The sequence below is a fragment of the Caballeronia sp. LZ032 genome, assembly GCF_031451315.1.
In the GTDB taxonomy this organism is placed as follows: Bacteria; Pseudomonadota; Gammaproteobacteria; order Burkholderiales; family Burkholderiaceae; genus Caballeronia.
In genome coordinates this window covers 1114419-1134746 of sequence record NZ_JARUXP010000001.1, presented here as the reverse complement: position 1 = coordinate 1134746, position 20328 = coordinate 1114419, and the positions used below count along the sequence as shown (strand labels likewise).

Sequence of the window (20328 nt, the reverse complement as noted above, 5' to 3'; positions counted from 1 at the left end):
CCTGATTGACGTCAGACTGCCTGTCGGGCGAAGGCGCGCGCGGCGTCCGGCCATCCGTCCGGCACGATGAAGCCGCGCGATTCCTCGACCCAGTCTTTCGCCTCGTTGCGCGCGTAGGTGGCGATCATCGTCGGCGTCGCCGCGTGAGCGAGGCGCAGGGCGATTTCGTCCGATTCGGCCACGAGCGCGTCGGCGGCCGCTGCATCGATCCGGCGCGACGCGAGCCACGCCATGCGCGGCTGCACGACCCAGGCGCGTTCGCCGTGCGAAGACGCGGCACGCGCCGCCCGCCATTCCGACGCCGTCAGCCACCAGCCGCGCACATGGTTCGCGCCGATCTCCGACGCAGGCCTGACCGCCTCGGCATGCAGGCCATGATAGAAGAGCCGGCCCTTGATGAAGGATTGCGCCCGCCAGGGACCGTCGAAGCCGAGCGCCGCGAATTCGGCGCGCGCGGTCAGCCCGAGCTGATGCGTGAGCAGACGCGCGTGCTTGAGATCGAAGCGATCCTGCAGGTTCGGGCCGACATAATCGGACAGCCGCGCGGTAGAGGCGGGGTCGCCCGAGCCGTCGCCGATATGCAGATAGAACTTCACCGCCAATTCCCAGTGCAGCTTCGCGCCATTGGCGCCTTCGAGCAGGAAGTCGCATTCGCCGATGGTCTGGCGCTGGCGCCGTACCGGCACGTTCGCCGCGACGAGACGCGCCGCCGGCCCATGAACGAGAAAGTAGCGCAGCAGACTTTCCGCGTAGATGCCGAGACGGGTGAAGCGCGGATCGCGTGCGTGTTCATGCAGGCTCTGCGGCGCGGTGTCGAGTTGCGTGAGCCAGGCGAGCGTCGCGTCGTATTCGGCGGAGGACGCGACCGGCTGTGCCAGTTCCGCGTCCGCGCCGCTCAGCAGATCCGGCCCGAACAGCAGCCAGGCGAGGTCGCGCACGGTGACGTCGTCGAAACGTTCGACGAGGCGCGTCAGTTCGCTCGCCGTGACCGCCATCAGCGGCCGCCCTTCCCCGATGCTTGCCGCGCGTCTTCCCCGGCGCCGGGCTGGACGCCGAGCGCCGTGAGCGCGTCGCGATGGGTCGCGCGCGCGAGACAGAGATCGGCCCAGGCCTTCGACTTGTCCTGCAGACTGCGCAGCAGATAGGCCGGGTGATACGTGACGATCACCGGCACGCCCTGATACGCGTGCACGCGCCCGCGCAGCGACGCAATGCTGGCATCGCTCTTGAGCAGACTTTGCGCGGCGAAGCGTCCCATCGCGACGATCACCTTCGGCTTCACCAGGGCGACCTGCCGTTGCAGATACGGCTCGCAGCGCGCGACTTCATCAGGCTCGGGATTGCGGTTGCCGGGCGGACGGCACTTGATGACGTTGGCGATATAGACGTTCGACACGCGCGACAGCGTGAGCGCGCGCAGCATGTTGTCGAGCAGCTTGCCCGCCTGGCCGACGAACGGCTCGCCCTGCTTGTCCTCGTTCTCGCCCGGTGCCTCGCCGATCAGCATCCAGTCCGCCTCGCGATCGCCGACGCCGAAAACCGTGTTCGTGCGCCGCTCGCACAAACGGCAGCGCTGGCAGTTCGAGACACGGTCGGCGAGCGCATCCCATTCGAGCGTGGCGATGTCGAGGTCGCCGGGGGCGTCGGCCAGCGCGGGTTCGGGGGCGGCGGGCGCTTCGTCGGTCCAGGGGAGATCGTCGTAGGCGTCGAGCGGCGGGAGGTCGGAAGCGGACGGCGCTTCCGGCCGCTCGGCTTTCGGTTGCGCGGCTTCGGGCCGTGAGGCCGGCAAGGGCGATGCGGCATGCACTTCCCTTCGATCCGTGACGGGCGGCGCTTCCGCAACCCCCGCAGCCGTTGCTTGCACTTCGGGCGCGTCCGCCTGCATTGCGGGCGCCTTGGCCGCCGCGCGCCGGACCCACACCGGCCCGATTCCGAGTTCTTCGATCAGCGATTCATCGAGCGCCATGCGCACTCTCCTTCGAAAACGACAGACGCATGACGATTGCGTCCTCGCGCGAGCGATGCCGCGCGGGGTAATAGTTCTTGCGGCGCCCGATGGCGGTAAAGCCGAAGCGTTCGTATAGCTGGATGGCGCGCGGATTGGACGGCCGCACTTCGAGCAGCACGCCTTCGAGCTTTTCAGAACGCGTGATGCGCACCGCCTCGCGCAGCAGCGTGAGCCCCGCGCCCGCGCGCTGCGCCGCCGGCGCGACACACAGGTTCAGCAGATGCATCTCGTCGACCACCGGCATCAGCACGCAATAGCCGATCAGCGTGCCCGTCACATGCCGCAGGCAGACGCCGTAATACCCATTGCGCAAGGAATCCTGGAAATTGCCGCGGCTCCACGGAAACTCATAGGCGAGTTTCTCGACCGCGGCGACTTCGTCGAGGTCGGCTTCGGTCATCGGCGTGAGATACCGGTCCGCCAGCAGCACGCCGCTCACCGCAGCGCCTCCTCGCGGGCCCGCATGCGCTCGGCCGTGGTCTGCGCGACCTTGTCGCGCACGTATTCCGGCGCCGCGTGTTCGGGTGCGACGGTACGGCCCGCGCGCCACGCCCGCAAGCCGAGCAGCGCGACGGGCAACGCATGCGGCAGCGCCTCGCGATCCACGTGTGCGGCGGCGGCAAGCGCCGGCAGCCGCTCGCTAAAAGCCGCCGCGGCGTTGCCGGCCAGCGTGAACGGCACATCGGGCAGCGCGAGCGCGCCGGGCGCATCGAGCGCGGCCGGATGCAGCGTGCGCCACTCGTCCGACGCGGCGTCGTAGGCGTAGTCGGCCCAGTAGACCTCGTCCATGCGCGCATCGAGCGCGGCGAGCACGCGCTGCGGCGCGGCGGGATCGTGCAGGCGCGCCGCTTCGGCGCAGGCGAGCAGCGTGCTCACCGGCACCACCGGCACATTCAGTCCGAACGCCAGCCCCTGAGCGACGCCCGTTGCCGTGCGCAGACCGGTGAACGACCCCGGACCCGCGCCGAACGCGATGGCGCCGCAATCGGCGAGTGCGAGGCCCGCGTCATCGAACAGCTCGCGCACCGCGGGCAGCAGGCGGGTGCTGGACACCGCGCCGGTGGCCTCGTGGCGGAACCAGGCGCGCACCGCGCCGCTCACATACTGCGGCGCGACGGACGGGATGGCGGTGTCAGGGGAAGGAGAAGCGGAATCGGCGAGTAACAGCGCGACTGAGCAGAACTCGGTCGATGTGTCGAGAGCCAGCAGGACTGTGCGTGTGGCTGTGGGCATGGCAGTGCGTGTCATAGCCGGTATTGTAATGCGACACCTGCACCGGTTTCGCGCCATCGACGCTTACGACAGGAGGCGCGCGCGTCTGGAAGGCGTGCCCGGTTCGAAGAAAGCCTCGACAGGCAAAGCGCGTGGCGCTTGCTAAGATCGACCGCAGCCTTTTCAACCCGAATGGAGCACGCATGACCGAGATCGAGCAGCAATTCGCGCAGGCCCAAACCGACGTCACCGAGTTGCCCGAGCGGCCCGGCAATCTCACGCTGCTGCGCCTGTATGCGCTCTTCAAGCAAGGCAGCCTCGGCGACATCCAGGGCGAAAAGCCCGGCTTCACCGATATCGCCGGCAAGTTCAAGTTCGAAGCGTGGGAAGCGCTGAAAGGCACGCCCGCCGACGAAGCCAAGGCGCGCTACGTCGAACTCGTCGAATCGTTGAAACGCGGCGAAGCGACCTGAGCCTGCGGGGCTCGCTGCGTCATTCAGGCGCGAACATTCCCCGAAACGAACCGCACCGCATCTGCTCATGCCCGTCCCTGGCGCGCGAATGCGCCAAAACGGCGTCATGATCTGGCGCGGTGCAGCAAATTCCTATATACTTGCGCTTCTGTGTCGTGCGGCGGCTGCCCGGCTTTTCAGCCAGGCCTCTTGCAGCAAGGCACATCGTAGCGTTTCGCTCCAATCCAGTTTAGAAACTGTCCCCTCCCTGCTAGGCCGTTTTGCGTTGCTTTGCACGCAGTCAGTGTCCCCGGCCCGTCATGCATCAGGCTGACGTCAGCGCCCATCGCTCGGTTCCGGCCGAACGGGCCTGCCGTATCCGATACAGCTTCTAACAAAGAGACTCGCCGCCCGTTCGCGTGAGTGACCTTCGTTTTTCGATTTGCTCGCTGTTTTTTCGCTCGCTGAATCCAACGACTTGGGTATGCCGATTGGCGCCGACGCCTTATTCCTCGTTTCAAGGATCGACATGACTTCGAGCTTCACCGCTAGCCCGTTGGACAACCTCGCAGCAGACATTGGCCTCACCCCCACCACCGACACGCCCGTCGCCGCAGCCGACGTGCCCACCGGCTCCACTTTCGAATCACTCGGTCTTTCGGAAGACATCATCTCCGCATTGACCGCCGCAGGCTACGCCAGCCCGACGCCCGTGCAGCAGCGCGCGATTCCCGCCGCGCTCGCCGGCCGCGACCTGCTCGTCTCCAGCCCGACCGGTTCGGGCAAGACGGCCGCGTTCATGCTGCCCGCCATCGAGAAGTTCTCGCAGATGCAAAAGCTGGAAGCCCAGCAACCGCGCCCGCCGCGTGACCCGAACGCCGCGCGCGGCCGTCGTCCGCAACCGATCGCGCGTCCGAAGCTGCTCGTGCTGACGCCGACCCGCGAACTCGCGATGCAAGTCTCGACCGCTGCTTCCACCTACGGCAAGCACCTGCGCCGCCTGCGTACCGTCAGCATCCTCGGCGGTGTCGCGTACGGTCAGCAATTGATGCTGCTCGCGAAGAACCCCGAGATTCTCGTCGCCACGCCGGGCCGCCTGATCGATCACCTCGAGCGCGGCCGTATCGACCTGTCCGAACTGAACATGCTCGTGCTCGACGAAGCCGACCGCATGCTCGACATGGGCTTCATCGAAGACATCGAGACGATCGTCGACGCCACGCCGGCCTCGCGCCAGACGCTGCTTTTCTCGGCGACCATCGACGGCAAGATCAGCTCGCTGACCGGCCGCCTGCTGAAGGATCCGGAGCGCATCGAGATCGTCCAGAAGCTCGAAGCGAAGAGCAACATCGCGCAGACCGTGCACTATGTGGATGACCGCGATCACAAGGACCGCCTGCTCGACCACCTGCTGCGCGACGACGCGCTGGACCAGGCGATCGTCTTCACGGCGACCAAGAGCGACGCCGACCTGATCGCCAACCGTCTCGCCGACGCCGGCTTCGAATCTGCCGCGCTGCACGGCGACCTGCCGCAAGGCGCACGCAACCGCACCATCCGCGCGCTGCGCGAGCGCCGTGTGCGCGTGCTGGTGGCGACCGACGTCGCGGCTCGCGGCATCGACATTCCGGGCATCACGCACGTCTTCAACTACGACCTGCCGAAGTTTGCCGAAGACTACGTGCACCGCATCGGCCGCACCGGCCGGGCGGGCCGCAGCGGCACCGCCGTCAGCCTCGTGCATTACGCCGAGATGGGCGCGCTCAAGCGCATCGAGCGTTTCGTGCGTGCGCCGCTGCCGGTGAATGTCGTGGTCGGCTTCGAGCCGCGCAAGAGCCCGCCGAAGGGCGGGTTCGGCGGCGGCCGCGGCCGTCCGGGCGGCAACGGCGGTGGCGGCCGACGCTTCGGCAATGGCGGCGGCAGCAGCAGCAGCCGAGGCTACGGCCCGAGCAACGCCAGCGGCTACGGCAACAAGCCGAATGCCGGCTCGCGTGAAGGCGGTTATCGCGGTGGCAACAGCGAAGGCGGCTATCGCGGTGGCAACAGCGACGGTGGTTATCGTGGCGGCAATCGCGGCGAAGGCGGCTATGGCTCGCGCGACGGCTACAGCGCACGCCGCAACGACGGCCCGCGCGCACCGCGCCGCGGCAGCTAAGCCCTCGTCTGACAGGAAGCGGCCACGCGCCGCTTCCGGCTTCACCAGAAAACCGATGCCCCGTGCATCGGTTTTTTTTCGCCTTGTCGCCTTATTTCACGATGCGCAATGGCCTTTTGTGTCGCAAAAGATGTGCTGCGCGGCACAAATTTACGCATTGCAACATAGAAAATGCAATTCCGAATGACGAAATCTCAAGCTTAAATTACTGATTATAAACAATAAAAAGATTCGCAATTTCTGCTCACAAGGGGTGTTTCGCGCGGCGACGTTTGCCTAGACTCTTATATAAGAGTTGAGCAAACACACAGCGCCCGATACGGCGCACCAAGCTCAAGTCCAGGAAAAATCACCGCTTCACGAATCGCCGTTCATTCCAATCTCAAGGAGAAACGCAATGACCTCACGTCAACAACTCGCTCAGCAACTCCATCAGCAATGGGAAAGCGACCCGCGCTGGAAGGGCATCAAGCGTGGCTACTCGGCGGACGACGTCGTGCGCCTGCGCGGCTCGGTGCCGGTGGAGCACACGCTCGCGCGGCGTGGCGCGGAGAAGCTGTGGGCGTCGATCAACGAAGAGCCGTTCGTCAACGCGCTCGGCGCGCTGACCGGCAACCAGGCGATGCAGCAGGTCAAGGCCGGCCTGAAGGCCATCTATCTGTCGGGTTGGCAGGTGGCGGGCGACGCCAACGTCGCGGGCGAAATGTATCCCGACCAGTCGTTGTATCCGGCCAATTCGGTGCCGCTCGTCGTCAAGCGCATCAACAACACGCTCACGCGCGCCGACCAGATCCAGTGGTCGGAAGGCAAGAATCCCGGCGATGAAGGCTACCTCGACTACTTCGCGCCGATCGTGGCCGACGCCGAAGCAGGCTTCGGCGGCGTGCTCAACGCGTTCGAACTGATGAAGGCGATGATCGAAGCCGGCGCGGCCGGCGTGCACTTCGAGGATCAGCTGGCTTCAGTCAAGAAGTGCGGCCACATGGGCGGCAAGGTGCTCGTGCCGACCCGCGAAAACGTCGCCAAGCTGACGGCCGCGCGCCTCGCCGCCGACGTCTGCGGCACGCCGACGCTGCTGATCGCCCGCACGGACGCCGAAGCCGCCGATCTCGTCACCTCCGACATCGACGACAACGACAAGCCGTTCCTCACCGGCGAGCGCACCGTGGAAGGTTTCTTCCGCACGAAGCCGGGCCTGGAGCAGGCGGTGTCGCGCGGTCTCGCCTATGCGCCCTACGCGGATCTCGTGTGGTGCGAGACGGGCAAGCCGGACCTCGAATACGCGAAGAAATTCGCCGAGGCGATCCACAAGGAATTCCCGGGCAAGATGCTGTCGTACAACTGCTCGCCGTCGTTCAACTGGAAGAAGAATCTCGACGACGCGACCATCGCCAAGTTCCAGCGCGAACTCGGCGCGATGGGCTACAAGTTCCAGTTCATCACGCTCGCGGGCTTCCACGCGCTGAACTACTCGATGTTCAACCTCGCGCACGGCTACGCCCGTTCGCAGATGAGCGCGTTCGTCGAACTGCAGCAGGCCGAGTTCGCCGCCGCCGACAAGGGCTTCACGGCGGTCAAGCATCAGCGCGAAGTGGGCACCGGCTATTTCGACGCGGTCACGCAGACGGTCGAGCGCGACGCATCGACCACCGCGCTGCACGGCTCGACGGAAGACGAGCAGTTCTTCGACAAGAAGGTGGCTTGACCCTCGCGTCGATCATCACGCGGTGACAGGCTGAATCAGGGAGCGTAGTGAAGAAAGCGGCGGCCGCCGTCCTCGCGAAAGCGGGCGGCGGCCGCTGCGCACTGGCCGGTTCTCAGCGATACACGATCACAGGAATCTTGGTGTGCGTGAGCACGCGCTGCGTCTCGCTGCCGATCAACAGGCTGCCGAGCCCGCGGCGTCCGTGCGACGCCATCAGGATGACGTCGCAGCCATTCTGCTCCGCCGCTTCGATGATGCCGATATACGGCGCCGCCTCGATGCTCGTGACGCTGTTGCAGGGCACGCCGGCGTCGTCGGCGGCGCGCATGACCGCATGCAGATGCTCGCGGGCTTCGTTCTCGGCGCGGGCGTGGAAATCGTCGGGCGGCTCGACGGCGACATCCGCGAACGGCGAATACGGATATTGCGGCAGACACGCATAAGCCGTGATGCGCGCGCCAACGGATTGCGCGAGATCGATCGCGCCGTCGATGGCCTTCTGCGACAGCTCGGAGCCGTCGGTCGGCACCAGGATGTGCTTGAACATGGCGTCCTCCTTCGAACCTCGGGGCACGCTTCATTGTAGTCAGGGCCGCGCGGCGGCGAGACGTTTCGCGCCGCACTGCCCGGCGTGCCGGAGCGAACGTCCCTGCTACGCCTCGTCGCCCCAATATCCCGGAGCGTTGTACGTATGCTTGAGCAGATCGAGGAAAAGGCGCACGCGCAGCGGCAGATGCCGGCGCTGCGGAAACACCGCGTGAATGCCGATGGGCGGCGCAGCAAAGCCTTCGAGCACGCTCACGAGCCGTCCTTCACCGATGTCCTCGCCGACCTCCCACCACGAGCGCCACGCCAGTCCACGGCCTTCCAGACACCATTCATGCAGGACCGCGCCGTCGGAACATTCCATCGTGCCCGACACCTTGATCGTCACGACTCGGCCGTCCTGCTGGAACACCCAGCCGCGCTGCTGATTCGCCGATGCCCCGAGCGCCAGACAATTGTGCTGGGCGAGCGCGGCGAGATCGGCGGGCGTGCCGCGGCGTGCCAGATAGTCCGGCGACGCGACGCACACGCGCCGGTTCTCGCCGAGCTTCAGCGACACCAGCGACGAATCCGGCAATTCTCCGAGCCGCACGGCGCAGTCGAAACCTTCATTGACGAGATCGACCATGCGGTCGGTCAGGTCGAGGCTCACCGACACATCCGGATGCTGCGCGGTGAAGCGCGGCACCAGCGAGGCGACATGCCGCCGGCCGAAGCCCGCCGGCGCCGACACACGCAAGTGCCCGCTCGCCTTCACGCCGCCCGCCGATACGCTGGCCTCGGCGTTCTGCATGTCGTTGACGATGCGCTGGCAATCCTCCAGGAACGCCGAACCTTCGAAGGTCAGCGTGATCCTGCGCGTGGTGCGCACCAGCAGCTTGACGCCAAGACGCTCTTCGAGCGCGTCAAGCCGGCGTCCGATCACGGCCGGCGCGATGCCTTCCGCCTGCGCCGCCGCCGAGAGACTGCCTCTCGCTGCCACCGAGGCGAAGGTTTCTATCTGCTTGAACCGATCCATGCGTTTTCGTCGTCATTCAGGGAGACCGGACACAGATTAGGTATTAAAAAGTAAAAGATCAAGTGATGTTGCGGTGCTTTTTCCATCACCTGGATCACGAATAAAATCGGTCCCGACCTCTACACGGAGCGCACGGCTATGTCGGCCAGAACGACACTCACCGCAAACGCGACACCCCCGTCTCTCCCCGACATGCCCCGGCTTCCGCGCGCCGTCATCTTCGATGCCTACGGCACCCTCTTCGACGTCCATTCGGTCGTCGCCGCCGCCGAACAGCTGTTCCCGGGACGCGGCGTCGCGCTGTCGCGGCTATGGCGCCGCAAGCAGATCGAATACACCCAATTGCGTACGCTCGCCGACCCGGCCGGCACGCACTACGAGCCGTTCTGGAAGATCACCGTCGATGCGCTGCGCCACGCCGCCGCGCGTCTCGCGCTCGCCGACGCGCTGACCCGCGCCGCCGAAAAGCGCCTGCTCGACGAATACGCGTGCCTCTCGACGTTTCCCGACATCGTGCCGGCGCTCACGGCGCTGCGCGACCGCTTCAACCTGCCGCTCGCGATCCTCTCGAACGGCAGCGCCCCGATGCTCGAGGTCGCCGTGAAAAGCGCCGGCATGAGCGGCCTGTTCGATCACGTGCTGTCCGTCGATGCCGCGCGCGCCTATCCGCCCGCCCCCGCCGCGTATGCACTCGGCACGCGCGCCTTCGACGCGCCGCCGCGCGACATCGTGTTCGTCTCGGGCAGCGGCTGGAACGTCGCGGGAGCGACCTGGTTCGGCTACACGAGTTTCTGGATCAATCGCGCGGCGCTGGCGGCCGAAGAACTCGGCGTCGCGCCGCATGGACGCGGGCGCGGCATGGCGGATCTCGTCGCGTTCGTCGAAGCGAGCGCGGTGCGCCCGCCCGCGCGAGAGCGCAGCCGCACAGCGGGCAGTACGGCAGGCAGCGCGCGCCGTTCGTCCGCGGCCTGAGTCGCCACGCATCAATCCCACGCAAGCCACTACGCAAAACCAGCAAGCAAAACCGTCTGACCGACCAAGGAGAAAACAATGACCTCAATCTCGAATCCGCTCACGCTGCCGAAGGGCATGGCCATCTCGGCCGACATCAAGCCGGACTACCAGGCCATCCTGACGCCCGAAGCGCTCGAACTGGTCGCGGCGCTGCACCGTCAGTTCGAACCGCGCCGCCAGCACTTGCTCGCTGCACGCGTCGAGCGCACCCAACGCCTCGACGCCGGCGAGCGCCCCGATTTCCTCGACGCCACGCGCTCGATCCGCGAGAGCGACTGGACCGTCGCGCCGCTGCCGAAGGATCTGCAATGCCGCCGCGTCGAGATCACGGGTCCGGTCGAGCGCAAGATGATCATCAACGCGCTCAATTCCGGCGCCGATTCGTACATGACCGACTTCGAGGATTCGAACGCGCCGAACTGGGACAACCAGATCGTCGGTCAGATCAATCTGCGCGACGCGGTGCGCCGCACGATCTCGCTGCAGCAGAACGGCAAGTCGTACACGCTCAACGACAGGACCGCGACGCTGATCGTCCGTCCGCGCGGCTGGCATCTCGACGAAAAGCACGTGACCGTCGACGGCCAGCGCGTGTCCGGCGGCCTGTTCGACTTCGCGCTCTATCTGTTCCACAACGCGCACGAGCTGATCGCGCGCGGCAGCGGTCCTTACTTCTATCTGCCGAAGATGGAGAGCCATCTCGAAGCGCGCCTGTGGAACGATGTGTTTGTCGCGGCACAGGAGGCGGTCGCCATTCCGCGCGGCACGATCCGCGCAACCGTGCTCGTCGAGACGATTCTCGCCGCCTTCGAAATGGACGAGATCCTCTACGAACTGCGCGAGCACAGCTCGGGCTTGAACGCGGGCCGCTGGGACTACATCTTCTCGGCGATCAAGAAGTTCAAGAACGACACGGACTTCTGTCTCGCCGACCGCGCGAAGATCACGATGACCTCGCCGTTCATGCGCGCCTATGCGCTCGAACTGCTGAAGACCTGCCACAAGCGCAATGCGCCGGCGATCGGCGGCATGTCGGCGCTGATTCCGATCAAGAACGATCCCGCGGCGAACGAGCGCGCCATGGACGGCGTGCGCTCCGACAAGACGCGCGACGCCACCGACGGCTACGACGGCGGCTGGGTGGCGCATCCGGGCCTCGTGCCGATCGCGATGAAAGCGTTCGTCGACGTGCTCGGCGATCAGCCGAACCAGATCGGCAAGCAGCGCCCTGATGTCCAGGTTACCGCGCACGATCTGCTCGATTTCCGTCCGGAAGCGCCGATCACCGAAGCCGGTCTGCGCAACAATGTGAACGTCGGCATCCACTATCTCGGTTCGTGGCTCGCGGGCAATGGCTGCGTGCCGATCCACAACCTGATGGAAGATGCCGCGACCGCCGAGATCTCGCGCTCGCAAGTGTGGCAGTGGATCCGCTCGCCCAAGGGCTCGCTCGACGACGGCCGCAAGGTCACGGCCGCGCTGGTGCGCGAGATCACCATCGACGAGCTGGAGAAGGTGAGAATGAGCGTCGGCGCAACGGGCGCGGACACGAAGCCGTATGAACGCGCGGCGAAGATCTTCGAGGAGATGTCGACCTCGGCCGACTTCACCGAGTTTCTGACGCTGCCGCTGTACGAGGAGATCTGAGCGCGTCGTCCGCAACGACGCTTCAGCGTGCGAGAAAAACGGCCTGCGGGCCGTTTTTTCGTTTGAGGCGCATGATGGACCGAGCATGGCGTGTGCTACATTGCGCATCGCCTTTTTCAACGATTCAACCGTGGAGCGCACTCACCGTGCGAACGACAGCATGAGCAACATCCAGCTCGATATCGAATGGACCGAAGCGGCATCGCGCAAGATCGAAAAACTGATGCCGCGCAACGCCAACAAGGACGCATACCTGGCGCTGCCGCCCATCGAATGCCTGCCGATGGAAGGCGACGTGCTCTTTCTCGGTCCGGACGGCAAGCAGCAGCCGTTCATCGTCGCGGAACGCCAGTACCATCACGAAGGCGACGCCGACTGGACCATCATCCTCATTCTCGACGTGCCGCACGAAACGCACTGACAACGTCCCGCTCCTGCGGGCTCAGAGGAGCTTCGTCGCCTTGCGCACTTCGCCGTGTTCGCACAGCGCCGGCGCCTTCGCGCGGAATGCCTGGATGTGCGGCGCCTGTCCGTGTGCGTCGAGCGCGTCCTGGCTCTCCCAGCGCTCGACGAAGATGAAGCGGCGCGGCTCCTCGTTGTCGCGATGCAGGTCGTATTGCAATGCGCCGTGCTCCTTGCGCGTCGGCTCGACGTTCGCTTCGAGCACCTTCTTCAGTTCCTCTTCCTTGCCCGGCTTCGCGACAAATATCGCGACAACGGCGACTTCCGACATGAGCTTCTCCTGTCCTCGTTGATTGACGAAGCACGAGCATAACCGTCCGCGTCATGCGCTGCCGGAATCACATGAGCGCGCCACAGGCGCAAGCCACAAAGAAAAAGCCCGCGTTTCGGTGGAAACGCGGGCAAAAACCGTCGCCCTACGAGGATAGGCGACGGGGCCATCGGGGCTCGCTGCATGGCGAGCCAATGTTCGGCATGTCTGGTGCATTGCGCGGGATGACTCGCTTGTCGAAGAAGTTCAAGCGGCGATTCGCGCCATTGATGCAATGTACTATCCATGGGCCTATTCTTTATAAGCTTTTGCGCACATTTCCTGATCGAAAGAATTGTCTGCGCATATCGAAGGCGAGTTTCGCATTAGCGCGCATTACGAAACGAGCATGCGATGACCGCTTTTGCTGGAATCTTCGCGAGCGATGCAAACAAAAACGCCTCCCGGAGGAGGCGTCGCGAAGAGCAGCGTCTTGCGGGAGAGATCAGCTGATCTGCCCGGCGAGGAGCGCCATGATCTGACGCGCTTGCGGCGACGAATCCGGATTGCCCTTGTCATCGACAATCGCGACGCGCGTCTGCGCTTCCGTCACGGCCCGCACGTTGACCTGATACTGCTTGGCCTTCATTTCCTTGCGGCCGTGGAACACCTGGCTCCAGAAGCCCTGCTCCGCCGACGTCTTGTCGGTCGGATCGACGTAGCGCACGTAGTACATGCCCTTGGCGCGATCCCGGTCATCCACGGTGAAGTTCGCGCGATCGAGCGCGGTGCCCACGCGCAGCCACGCGCGATCGTAGGCTTCCGGCAAGGTGATTTGCGAGGTATCGGCCTCGGGCACGACTTCGTTGCGGATCGGCGTGTTGCCGGCATTCGCGACGTTCTGTGCCGCGACCGAAGCCGCCTTGGCATCGCCGCCCTTCGCAGCTTGCGCGCTTGCACCTGCCGCGCCGACGGCGGCCGGCGTATCCAGCGAAGTCGCGCCGCCTGAAGCCGCGCGCTGGTCGGACAACGCCAGCGAGGACATCAACCGCTTCAGATATTCGTTCTCGAGCGCGGGATCGTTGGGACGCGCCTGCCACTGGCTCGAATCGTTGTTGACGCCGGTGAGCGCCTCACGCATGCCCTTTTGACTGACGAACACGTAGGTGCCGCCGTCCGGCGCTTTTTCGAGACGCGTCCGGTACTTGTTGCGCTCGGCCGTGACATACGAATTGCCGGTGGCCTTGGCGAGCGTGTCGCGAATCAGGCCGTCGGAAATCTGCGGATGGGTTTCGTTCCAGTCCGTTTCCATCACGCCCTTGTCGCGCTGATCCACCACCAGCAGGAAGCCCTGCTCCTGCCAGAAGCGACGGATTTGCGGCCACACCTGATCAGGGGACTTGCCGTCGACCACGAGCCAGCGCTCGGCGCCGTCCCGCTGGATGTGCATGCCCGAGACGGGCGGCACGACGGTCGGCGCGTTCGGGGCGACTTTCTGTACTTGCTGGAGATCGGAGAGCGAGGCCTGTCCGCCCTGCGGCGGCAGCGAGCGCGAGTCGGATGCTTCGTCGATCAGATTCGGCGGCACGGCGAGAGACACCTGCTTCGAACGCTGATCGCTCTTGTAATTGAACGCATTGGGATTGGTCGAGCCGCATCCCGCCACGATTCCTGCCACCGCGAGCAGCGCAGCCATGCGCGTGGCCGCCCGCGTGGTGAGCTGCTGGGTTACCCGCCTGGTTACACGAAAATCTGTCATGTCTGGAAAGTCCTTCCGCTACGCCACGGGCGTTCTTCCGTGGATCAACCCGTTATTTTACCGATCCCGCGCGCGCTGGTGCAAAAACACGGGATATCCCTCATGACCGGCACGGCGGCATGAGTCGGCAAGCTGCGTTGCATTCGATCTCGGTCCTTCGTTGCGACGCCCGACGCCGATGGACCATTCGGACGAGCTGCCAAAGCGACCCGACAAGAAATGACAATTTATGACGTTTGATCGAGGCGGCGTTTGCCGTTCGTGTTCGCGCCAACCCGCTGATTCATATTGGATTTTCTTGATGAGCGCAATATTCGGCGTATAGCTGTTCAAAAGCAGCCATCTATTGCGAAGGCTAACCATAACCCTAGAATCTCCTCTCAAACAATACGAAAACTCCCAATCTGAGAGAGAGATTCGATGGCCAAGATCAGACATCCTAAAAATATCGCGCGGGGGCTCGCGGTATGTTCTCTACTGCTGACGGCGACCGCGACGGCTCATCTCGGCGGTACGGTGCGCGCGTCGGACGAAGCGTCGGACGCCGTCATGCGGCGGGCGCAATCGGGCCTGCCGGCCTTCAGCGAAACGACCGACGCGAACGGAATCGTCATCCGCGAGTATGTCGATGGAAACGGCGCGGTCTACGCCGTATCCTGGCGCGGGCCCGCGATGCCGGATATTCAGGCGCTCCTGGGCGCGCATTTTGAGACGTTCAGGGAAGGCGCGCTGGCATCGATGGGCGCGCTCGGACTGCACACGGCGCAGGTGGCGACAGGAGACCTGGTCGTCGAGAACCACATGCGCCTGCGCGAGTTCAGCGGACGCGCGTGGCTCGCGAACGCGCTGCCGCCCGGCGTGAACGCGTCGGACATTCAGTAGGAGGCCGCCATGCCCTGCCTCGAAGCGTTTCGTGAAGCCTGCGCGCTGCTGCTCGTCATGACGCTCTGCTCGCTGCTGGTTGCCTGCGGCGGCGGTGGCGGAGGAGATGGCGCGGCGGGGGGGGCCAGCGCCCGCGGGACCGCCACCGCCCAACCCGCGCCACCCGCATCTTCGGCTGCACCCGCACAGGCAAGCGCGCCGGACGCGGCGAGCACGGCCGTCGTGCAATCGTCGTTGCCCAACGTGCAGCCCGTCACCGTGTCCCGCACCTCCACCGACACGCGCAACATGCTGCAAACCAGCGTGACGCTCTGCGTGCCGGGCACGAACACCTGCCAGACCATCGACGGCATTCAGGTCGATACCGGATCGCACGGTCTGCGTGTCCTGGCCTCCGCGCTCGATCCGACGATGGCGCTGCCGCCCGTCGCGGGCAGCACGTCCGGCTCGGCGATGGCGGAATGCGCCGTGTTCGGTTCCGGCTACACGTGGGGCGCGGTGCGCCAGGCCGACATCCGGCTCGCGGGCCAGCTGGCGGCCTCGACGTCGGTGCAGATCATCGCCGACCCGTCGGTCCCCGCTGTTGCGCAGGATTGCAACCAGTCGGGACTGTCGATGCTCAACGCAACCACGCTGCGCGGCAACGGCATTCTCGGCATCGGGCCTTTCGTCGCCGATTGCGGCGCGAACTGCGCCAGCGCGCCCATGCCGCGCTGGTATTACCAGTGCACGTCGGGCGCGTGCGCCGCAAGCCCGCTCGCGGTCGCGCAGCAGGTGACGAATCCGGTCGCGAACTTCGCCACCGACAACAACGGCGTCGTGATCGAACTGCCCGACGTGCCGGATAACGGCGCCTTCAGCGTCAACGGCACGCTGACCTTCGGCATCGGCTCGCAGGCGAACAATGCGCTCGGCTCGGCCACGGTGCTCGCCGCGAATGCGTCGAGCGCCTACGTGTCGACGGATTTCGGCGGCACGACCTATGGCGCGAGTTACATCGACAGCGGTTCGAACGGCCTGTTCTTTCCCTCGACGACACTCGCCCGCTGCGGCGCATGGTTCTGTCCGGCGACGACGCAGTCGCTCAGCGCGACGATCCGCTCGCCGGCGGGCGCGCAAAGCACGGTGAATTTCAGCGTCGCGTCCTCGACGAGCCTGTTCGGCAGCGGCAATTACGCCTTCGACAATCTCGCGGGGCCGTCGAACAGTGGCTTCGCCTGGGGCTTGCCGTTCTTCTTCGGCCGGCGCGTCTTCACGGCGTTCCAGGAACGCGCGACGCCGGCCGGCGCCGGTCCTTACTACGCGTTCTGAACCGCGCATGAAAAAAGCCGTCCCGGTTTGCGCCGGGACAGCTTCAGGATCCGCTTCGATATCTGCTTCGAGAACGCGCGCGCGGCTAGGCCTGCTTCTGCTTCTCTTCGTCGAAGATTTTCTGCGCCAGGTGATACGCCGAGTTAGCTGCCGGCACACCGCAATACACGGCCGTCTGCAACAGCACTTCCTTGATCTCGTCCTGCGTCACGCCGTTGTTCTTCGCGGCGCGCAGATGCAGCGCGAGTTCCTCGCTGCGATTCAGCGCGACCATCATCGCAATCGTGATGAGGCTGCGCGTGTGCCGCGGCAGGCCGTCGCGCGTCCAGATCTCGCCCCATGCATAACGCGTGATGAAGTTCTGGAAATCGGTCGTGAGTTCGGTGCGGTTCGCAAGCGACCGGTCCACGTGCGCGTCGGACAACACCGCGCGGCGTACCTTCATCCCGGCTTCGTAGCGTTCGTCATCGGTCATGCTCATGCTCCAAGAAAGTCGAGAACGGCGCGGGTGTATTCGTTGCGCTTTTCGATGTTCGACAAATGCGCCGCGTCCAGTTCGAGATAACGCGCGCCTTGGATATAACCCGCCAGCTCGCGGCCCTGCTCGGCGGTCGTCGAGAGATCGTGCGTACCGGCGATCATCAGCACCGGCAGCGAGATGGTCTTCGCTTCGTCACGCAGGTCGGCGTCGCGGATCGCTTCGCAATTCGACGCGTAGCCTTCGCCCGACGTATGGCGGAACACATCGCGGATGTTGGCGAGCGCAAGCGGCTCGCGCTCGATGAACGGCGCGGTGAACCAGCGTGCGATCACGGCGTCGGTGAGCGCGGGCATGCCGCCCGGCTCGCGCGCTTTCGCGGCGCGCGGCGTCCACACCGCGTCCGAGCCGATCAGCGCGGCCGTGTTCGACAACACGACGCGCGCAAAGCGCTCTGGATGACGCGCCGCGAGGCCGATGCCGGTGAGGCCGCCCATCGACAGGCCGCAGTAGTGCGCGCGCTCGATCTTCAGATGATCCATGAGGCCGATCACGTCGCCGATCAACTGATCGATCGTGTACGGCCCGGGCGGCACGTCCGAGTGACCGTGGCCGCGCGTGTCATAGCGCACGACCCGGTAATGCTGCGCGAACGCCTCGATGTTCGGCGTCCACATCGACACATCCGCGCCGAGCGAGTTGGACAGCACGAGCCACGGGGCGCTGTCGCCCGCCGTGGCATCGACGCGATAGTGCAGCCGGGTTCCGTTGACTTCAGCAAGAGGCATGTCTTGACGCTCCTGTTCTTTCGGTTCTTTCAAGTTGGCGTTCGCGATGGCGGCATCGACGAACGACTGCGCCTGTCCGACGTAGTTCGCCGGATCGAGCAAGGATTCGAGTTGAGCGCGCGACAGATGGCGCATCACGGTTTCGTTGGCGGCGAGTGCTTCGAGCAACGGGCGGCCGTTCGCGACCGCCGCCTTCGATGCCCCTTCCACCAGCTTGTGCGCCTCCATCCGGCCGATGGCATCGCCCAGCGCCAGCATCACCGCTTCGCCGAGCACCAGGCCGTGGGTGGCATCGAGATTCTGCGCGAGCCGTTCCGCGTTCACTTCCAGCCCCGCGACGATGCCGTTGAGATTCGCCACCGCGCCCGCCGCGAGCCGCGCGAGGTCGGGCAGCGCTTCCCATTCGGCCTGCCAGCCGCCGAGCGCGCGTTCGTGCTCCTGGACCATGCCGGCGAAGATCGTCGCGACGAGATTCGGCGCGCGCGTCGCGGCCGTCAGCACCGCCGCGCAGCCGACCGGATTGCGCTTGTGCGGCATCGTCGACGAACCGCCCTTGCCCGCCGCCGCCGGCTCCGCGACTTCGCCGACCTCGGTCTGCATCATCAGCGAGATGTCGCGCGCGATCTTGCCGAGCGTGCCCGTCAGCATGCCGAACCAGGCCGCGGCTTCCGCAATGCGGTCGCGCTGCGTATGCCACGGCAGGACCGGCAGCGTCAGATGAAGATCGTCCGCGAGCGACTGCGCGACCGGCAGTGCGTGGTCGCGCAGACTCGCGAGCGTGCCCGCCGCGCCGCCGAACTGCAGCACCAGCGCGCGCGCTTTCAGCTCGCCCAGGCGCGCGCGCTGACGCGTGATGGCGTCGAGCCATTGCGCGAACTTGAGACCGAGCGTGATCGGCAGCGCCTGCTGCAGCCACGTGCGGCCGATCATCGGCGTCGCGCGGTGCGCCTGCGCCTGCGCGGCGAGCGCCGTGGCGAGCGTGCGCAGGTCGGCATCGAGCTGATCGAGCGCGGCGCGCAGTTGCAGCATCAGTCCCGTGTCGATGATGTCCTGGCTCGTCGCGCCCCAGTGCACATACTTCGCGGCCTCGGCGTCGCGCGCCTTGACCACGGCCGTCAACTGCTTGACGAGCGGAATGGCCAGATTGCCGCCCGCCTGCGCGCCGCTCATCAAGGCTTGCGCGTCGATCTCGTCGGCCTGGCACGCGGCGACGATCGCGTCCACGGCGCTCGCCGGAATCACGCCATGCAACGCCGACGCACGCGCGAGCGCGGCTTCGACGTCGAGCATCGCCTGCACGGTCGCGCGCGGCGACCAGAGCGCGTTGGCGGCCTCGCTGCCGCAGATCAGATCCGTGAGACGTCCCGTGGCTGCGAACATGCGCTTACACGCGCTCGATGACGATCGCGATGCCCTGGCCCACGCCGATGCACATCGTGCACAGCGCGTAGCGACCGCCGGTGCGATGCAGCTGATAGCTCGCGGTCGTGACGAGACGCGCGCCCGACGCGCCGAGCGGATGGCCCAGCGCGATGGCGCCGCCGTTCGGGTTGACGCGGGCGTCGTCGTCGGCCACACCGAGCATGCGCAGCGTCGCGAGACCTTGCGCGGCAAACGCTTCGTTCAGCTCGATCACGTCCATCTGGTCGATGCTCATGCCGAGGCGCGTCAGCAGCTTCTGCGACGCCGGCGCCGGACCGATGCCCATCACGCGCGGCGGCACGCCCGCCGTGGCGACGCCGAGAATGCGCGCGCGCGGCGTGAGGCCGTGACGCTGCGCGCTTTCTTCGTCGGCGATCAGCATGGCGACCGCGCCGTCGTTCACGCCCGACGCATTGCCGGCCGTCACCGAACCGTCCGGCCGCACGACGCCCTTCAGCTTCGCCAGCGCCTCAAGCGTGGTTTCGCGCGGGTGTTCATCGCGCCCGACGACCAGCGGGTCGCCCTTCTTCTGCGCGATCGTCACCGCGACGATCTCCTGCGCCAGCGTGCCGTCCTGCTGCGCGCGGGCCGCCTTCTGCTGCGAGCGCAGCGCGAACGCGTCCTGATCGGCGCGGCTCACCTTGTAGTCGTCGGCGACGTTTTCGGCGGTTTCCGGCATCGAATCGACGCCATATTGCTTCTTCATCAGCGGATTGACGAAGCGCCAGCCGATGGTCGTGTCATGGATCTCGGCGGCGCGCGAGAACGCGCTCGTCGCCTTGCCCATCACGAACGGCGCGCGGCTCATGCTTTCCACGCCGCCCGCGATCATCAGCGTGGCTTCGCCCGCCTTGATCGCGCGCGCGGCAATGCCGACCGCGTCCATCCCGGAGCCGCACAGGCGGTTGACGGTCGAGCCCGGCGTGCCGACCGGCAGGCCCGCCAGCAACGCCGACATGCGCGCGACGTTGCGGTTGTCTTCGCCCGCCTGGTTGGCGCAGCCGTAGATCACTTCCTCGACCGCGTCCCAGTCCACGTCCTTGTTGCGTTCGATGAGCGCGCGCAGCGGCACGGCGCCGAGATCGTCGGCGCGCACTGACGAGAGTGCGCCGCCGTAACGGCCGATCGGCGTGCGGATCGCATCACATACGAAGGCTTCTTTCATTGCTTGGCTCCAGTATTGTCTTGTGTCTCTCAGGCTCAGGCTCAGGCTCGGGCT

The 20328-nt window shown here is 65.9% G+C and carries 19 protein-coding genes and 1 pseudogene; 8 read left to right on the top strand and 12 right to left on the bottom strand.

Annotated elements, in window-relative coordinates; translation table 11 throughout:
- Nucleotides 1-11: 11 nt before the first annotated feature.
- The 4 genes from QCE69_RS05285 to tsaB are packed head-to-tail and all read right to left on the bottom strand — an operon-like array spanning nucleotide 12 to nucleotide 3241.
- Nucleotides 12-995, bottom strand: coding sequence for a DUF1853 family protein (locus QCE69_RS05285; protein ID WP_309929746.1), 984 nt, complete (start codon nucleotides 993-995; stop codon nucleotides 12-14).
- Nucleotides 995-1966, bottom strand: a complete 972-nt coding sequence (locus QCE69_RS05280; RefSeq protein WP_309929745.1) for a uracil-DNA glycosylase — start codon at nucleotides 1964-1966, stop codon at nucleotides 995-997. Before QCE69_RS05280 ends, QCE69_RS05285 begins: the two co-directional genes overlap by 1 nt.
- Nucleotides 1953-2447 (bottom strand): ribosomal protein S18-alanine N-acetyltransferase, encoded by a 495-nt coding sequence (rimI, locus tag QCE69_RS05275; protein WP_309808045.1) that lies wholly within the window; start codon nucleotides 2445-2447, stop codon nucleotides 1953-1955. Before rimI ends, QCE69_RS05280 begins: the two co-directional genes overlap by 14 nt.
- The gene (tsaB, locus tag QCE69_RS05270; protein WP_309929744.1) at nucleotides 2444-3241 is read right to left on the bottom strand and encodes a tRNA (adenosine(37)-N6)-threonylcarbamoyltransferase complex dimerization subunit type 1 TsaB; all 798 of its coding nucleotides are present in this window, start codon (nucleotides 3239-3241) and stop codon (nucleotides 2444-2446) included. The genes rimI and tsaB overlap by 4 nt, the downstream gene beginning before the upstream one ends.
- A gap of 182 nt (nucleotides 3242-3423) precedes the next feature.
- On the opposite strand from tsaB, the gene QCE69_RS05265 reads away from it, so the two are divergent.
- From QCE69_RS05265 to aceA, 3 genes are all read left to right on the top strand, one after another.
- The gene (locus QCE69_RS05265; RefSeq protein WP_309929742.1) at nucleotides 3424-3693 is read left to right on the top strand and encodes an acyl-CoA-binding protein; all 270 of its coding nucleotides are present in this window, start codon (nucleotides 3424-3426) and stop codon (nucleotides 3691-3693) included.
- 508 nt (nucleotides 3694-4201) lie between these two features.
- Entirely contained in the window at nucleotides 4202-5827 is a 1626-nt protein-coding gene (locus tag QCE69_RS05260) for a DEAD/DEAH box helicase (protein ID WP_309929740.1), read from the top strand.
- A 397-nt stretch (nucleotides 5828-6224) separates the two neighbouring features.
- Nucleotides 6225-7532, top strand: coding sequence for an isocitrate lyase (aceA, locus tag QCE69_RS05255; protein WP_309915399.1), 1308 nt, complete (start codon nucleotides 6225-6227; stop codon nucleotides 7530-7532).
- 112 nt (nucleotides 7533-7644) lie between these two features.
- Here aceA and QCE69_RS05250 read toward each other — a convergent pair whose 3' ends face one another.
- Complete coding sequence (locus QCE69_RS05250) at nucleotides 7645-8079, bottom strand: universal stress protein (RefSeq protein ID WP_309808040.1); 435 nt, start codon at nucleotides 8077-8079, stop codon at nucleotides 7645-7647.
- A gap of 105 nt (nucleotides 8080-8184) precedes the next feature.
- A complete protein-coding gene (locus QCE69_RS05245) occupies nucleotides 8185-9096 on the bottom strand; it encodes a LysR family transcriptional regulator (RefSeq protein ID WP_309929738.1) in 912 nt (303 codons plus the stop codon).
- Nucleotides 9097-9288: 192 nt separating this feature from the next.
- On the opposite strand from QCE69_RS05245, the gene QCE69_RS05240 reads away from it, so the two are divergent.
- From QCE69_RS05240 to QCE69_RS05230, 3 genes are all read left to right on the top strand, one after another.
- Nucleotides 9289-10068, top strand: a complete 780-nt coding sequence (locus tag QCE69_RS05240; RefSeq protein WP_309929736.1) for a haloacid dehalogenase type II — start codon at nucleotides 9289-9291, stop codon at nucleotides 10066-10068.
- Between the two features lie 87 nt (nucleotides 10069-10155).
- The gene (gene aceB / locus QCE69_RS05235) at nucleotides 10156-11757 is read left to right on the top strand and encodes a malate synthase A (protein WP_309931558.1); all 1602 of its coding nucleotides are present in this window, start codon (nucleotides 10156-10158) and stop codon (nucleotides 11755-11757) included.
- 160 nt (nucleotides 11758-11917) lie between these two features.
- Complete coding sequence (locus QCE69_RS05230) at nucleotides 11918-12178, top strand: DNA-binding protein (RefSeq protein WP_309931557.1); 261 nt, start codon at nucleotides 11918-11920, stop codon at nucleotides 12176-12178.
- Between the two features lie 21 nt (nucleotides 12179-12199).
- Here the strand turns inward: QCE69_RS05230 and QCE69_RS05225 are convergent, their stop codons facing one another.
- Together QCE69_RS05225 and bamC are read right to left on the bottom strand one after the other, a co-directional pair.
- The gene (locus QCE69_RS05225; RefSeq protein WP_309929734.1) at nucleotides 12200-12490 is read right to left on the bottom strand and encodes a putative quinol monooxygenase; all 291 of its coding nucleotides are present in this window, start codon (nucleotides 12488-12490) and stop codon (nucleotides 12200-12202) included.
- 484 nt (nucleotides 12491-12974) lie between these two features.
- Nucleotides 12975-14228, bottom strand: a complete 1254-nt coding sequence (gene bamC, locus QCE69_RS05220) for an outer membrane protein assembly factor BamC (protein ID WP_409017799.1) — start codon at nucleotides 14226-14228, stop codon at nucleotides 12975-12977.
- A 420-nt stretch (nucleotides 14229-14648) separates the two neighbouring features.
- Between bamC and QCE69_RS05215 the strand changes: the two genes are divergently transcribed.
- Both QCE69_RS05215 and QCE69_RS05210 read left to right on the top strand, forming a co-directional pair.
- Nucleotides 14649-15110, top strand: a complete 462-nt coding sequence (locus tag QCE69_RS05215; RefSeq protein ID WP_309929733.1) for a DUF2844 domain-containing protein — start codon at nucleotides 14649-14651, stop codon at nucleotides 15108-15110.
- A 9-nt stretch (nucleotides 15111-15119) separates the two neighbouring features.
- A complete protein-coding gene (locus tag QCE69_RS05210) occupies nucleotides 15120-16421 on the top strand; it encodes a DUF3443 domain-containing protein (protein WP_309929731.1) in 1302 nt (433 codons plus the stop codon).
- An 85-nt stretch (nucleotides 16422-16506) separates the two neighbouring features.
- On the opposite strand, the gene pcaC is transcribed toward QCE69_RS05210, so the two are convergent.
- From pcaC to pcaF, 4 genes and pseudogenes are all read right to left on the bottom strand, one after another.
- Nucleotides 16507-16896 carry a 4-carboxymuconolactone decarboxylase gene (gene pcaC / locus QCE69_RS05205; protein WP_309808034.1) on the bottom strand — a complete coding sequence of 130 codons (390 nt, stop codon included), beginning with the start codon at nucleotides 16894-16896 and terminating at the stop codon, nucleotides 16507-16509.
- Between the two features lie 2 nt (nucleotides 16897-16898).
- On the bottom strand, nucleotides 16899-17687 hold the full coding sequence (pcaD, locus tag QCE69_RS05200; RefSeq protein ID WP_309931555.1) for a 3-oxoadipate enol-lactonase: 789 nt from the start codon (nucleotides 17685-17687) through the stop codon (nucleotides 16899-16901).
- A gap of 42 nt (nucleotides 17688-17729) precedes the next feature.
- Nucleotides 17730-19067 (bottom strand): annotated as a pseudogene (locus QCE69_RS05195) (3-carboxy-cis,cis-muconate cycloisomerase); the annotation flags it as partial.
- 4 nt (nucleotides 19068-19071) lie between these two features.
- Nucleotides 19072-20274 carry a 3-oxoadipyl-CoA thiolase gene (pcaF, locus tag QCE69_RS05190; RefSeq protein WP_309915383.1) on the bottom strand — a complete coding sequence of 401 codons (1203 nt, stop codon included), beginning with the start codon at nucleotides 20272-20274 and terminating at the stop codon, nucleotides 19072-19074.
- Nucleotides 20275-20328 lie beyond the last annotated feature (54 nt).

Excerpts from the sequence above, each read along its gene's own strand:
- pcaC (WP_309808034.1), bottom strand. The coding sequence starts at position 16,896 with ATGACCGATGACGAACGCTACGAAGCCGGGATGAAGGTACGCCGCGCG.
- QCE69_RS05240 (WP_309929736.1), top strand. The coding sequence starts at position 9,289 with ATGCCCCGGCTTCCGCGCGCCGTCATCTTCGATGCCTACGGCACCCTC.
- QCE69_RS05250 (WP_309808040.1), bottom strand. The coding sequence starts at position 8,079 with ATGTTCAAGCACATCCTGGTGCCGACCGACGGCTCCGAGCTGTCGCAG.
- QCE69_RS05215 (WP_309929733.1), top strand. The coding sequence starts at position 14,649 with ATGGCCAAGATCAGACATCCTAAAAATATCGCGCGGGGGCTCGCGGTA.
- QCE69_RS05260 (WP_309929740.1), top strand. The coding sequence starts at position 4,202 with ATGACTTCGAGCTTCACCGCTAGCCCGTTGGACAACCTCGCAGCAGAC.
- QCE69_RS05210 (WP_309929731.1), top strand. The coding sequence starts at position 15,120 with ATGCCCTGCCTCGAAGCGTTTCGTGAAGCCTGCGCGCTGCTGCTCGTC.
- aceA (WP_309915399.1), top strand. The coding sequence starts at position 6,225 with ATGACCTCACGTCAACAACTCGCTCAGCAACTCCATCAGCAATGGGAA.
- pcaD (WP_309931555.1), bottom strand. The coding sequence starts at position 17,687 with ATGCCTCTTGCTGAAGTCAACGGAACCCGGCTGCACTATCGCGTCGAT.
- pcaF (WP_309915383.1), bottom strand. The coding sequence starts at position 20,274 with ATGAAAGAAGCCTTCGTATGTGATGCGATCCGCACGCCGATCGGCCGT.
- QCE69_RS05280 (WP_309929745.1), bottom strand. The coding sequence starts at position 1,966 with ATGGCGCTCGATGAATCGCTGATCGAAGAACTCGGAATCGGGCCGGTG.
- QCE69_RS05230 (WP_309931557.1), top strand. The coding sequence starts at position 11,918 with ATGAGCAACATCCAGCTCGATATCGAATGGACCGAAGCGGCATCGCGC.
- tsaB (WP_309929744.1), bottom strand. The coding sequence starts at position 3,241 with ATGCCCACAGCCACACGCACAGTCCTGCTGGCTCTCGACACATCGACC.
- QCE69_RS05285 (WP_309929746.1), bottom strand. The coding sequence starts at position 995 with ATGGCGGTCACGGCGAGCGAACTGACGCGCCTCGTCGAACGTTTCGAC.
- bamC (WP_409017799.1), bottom strand. The coding sequence starts at position 14,228 with ATGACAGATTTTCGTGTAACCAGGCGGGTAACCCAGCAGCTCACCACG.
- QCE69_RS05225 (WP_309929734.1), bottom strand. The coding sequence starts at position 12,490 with ATGTCGGAAGTCGCCGTTGTCGCGATATTTGTCGCGAAGCCGGGCAAG.
- QCE69_RS05245 (WP_309929738.1), bottom strand. The coding sequence starts at position 9,096 with ATGGATCGGTTCAAGCAGATAGAAACCTTCGCCTCGGTGGCAGCGAGA.
- QCE69_RS05265 (WP_309929742.1), top strand. The coding sequence starts at position 3,424 with ATGACCGAGATCGAGCAGCAATTCGCGCAGGCCCAAACCGACGTCACC.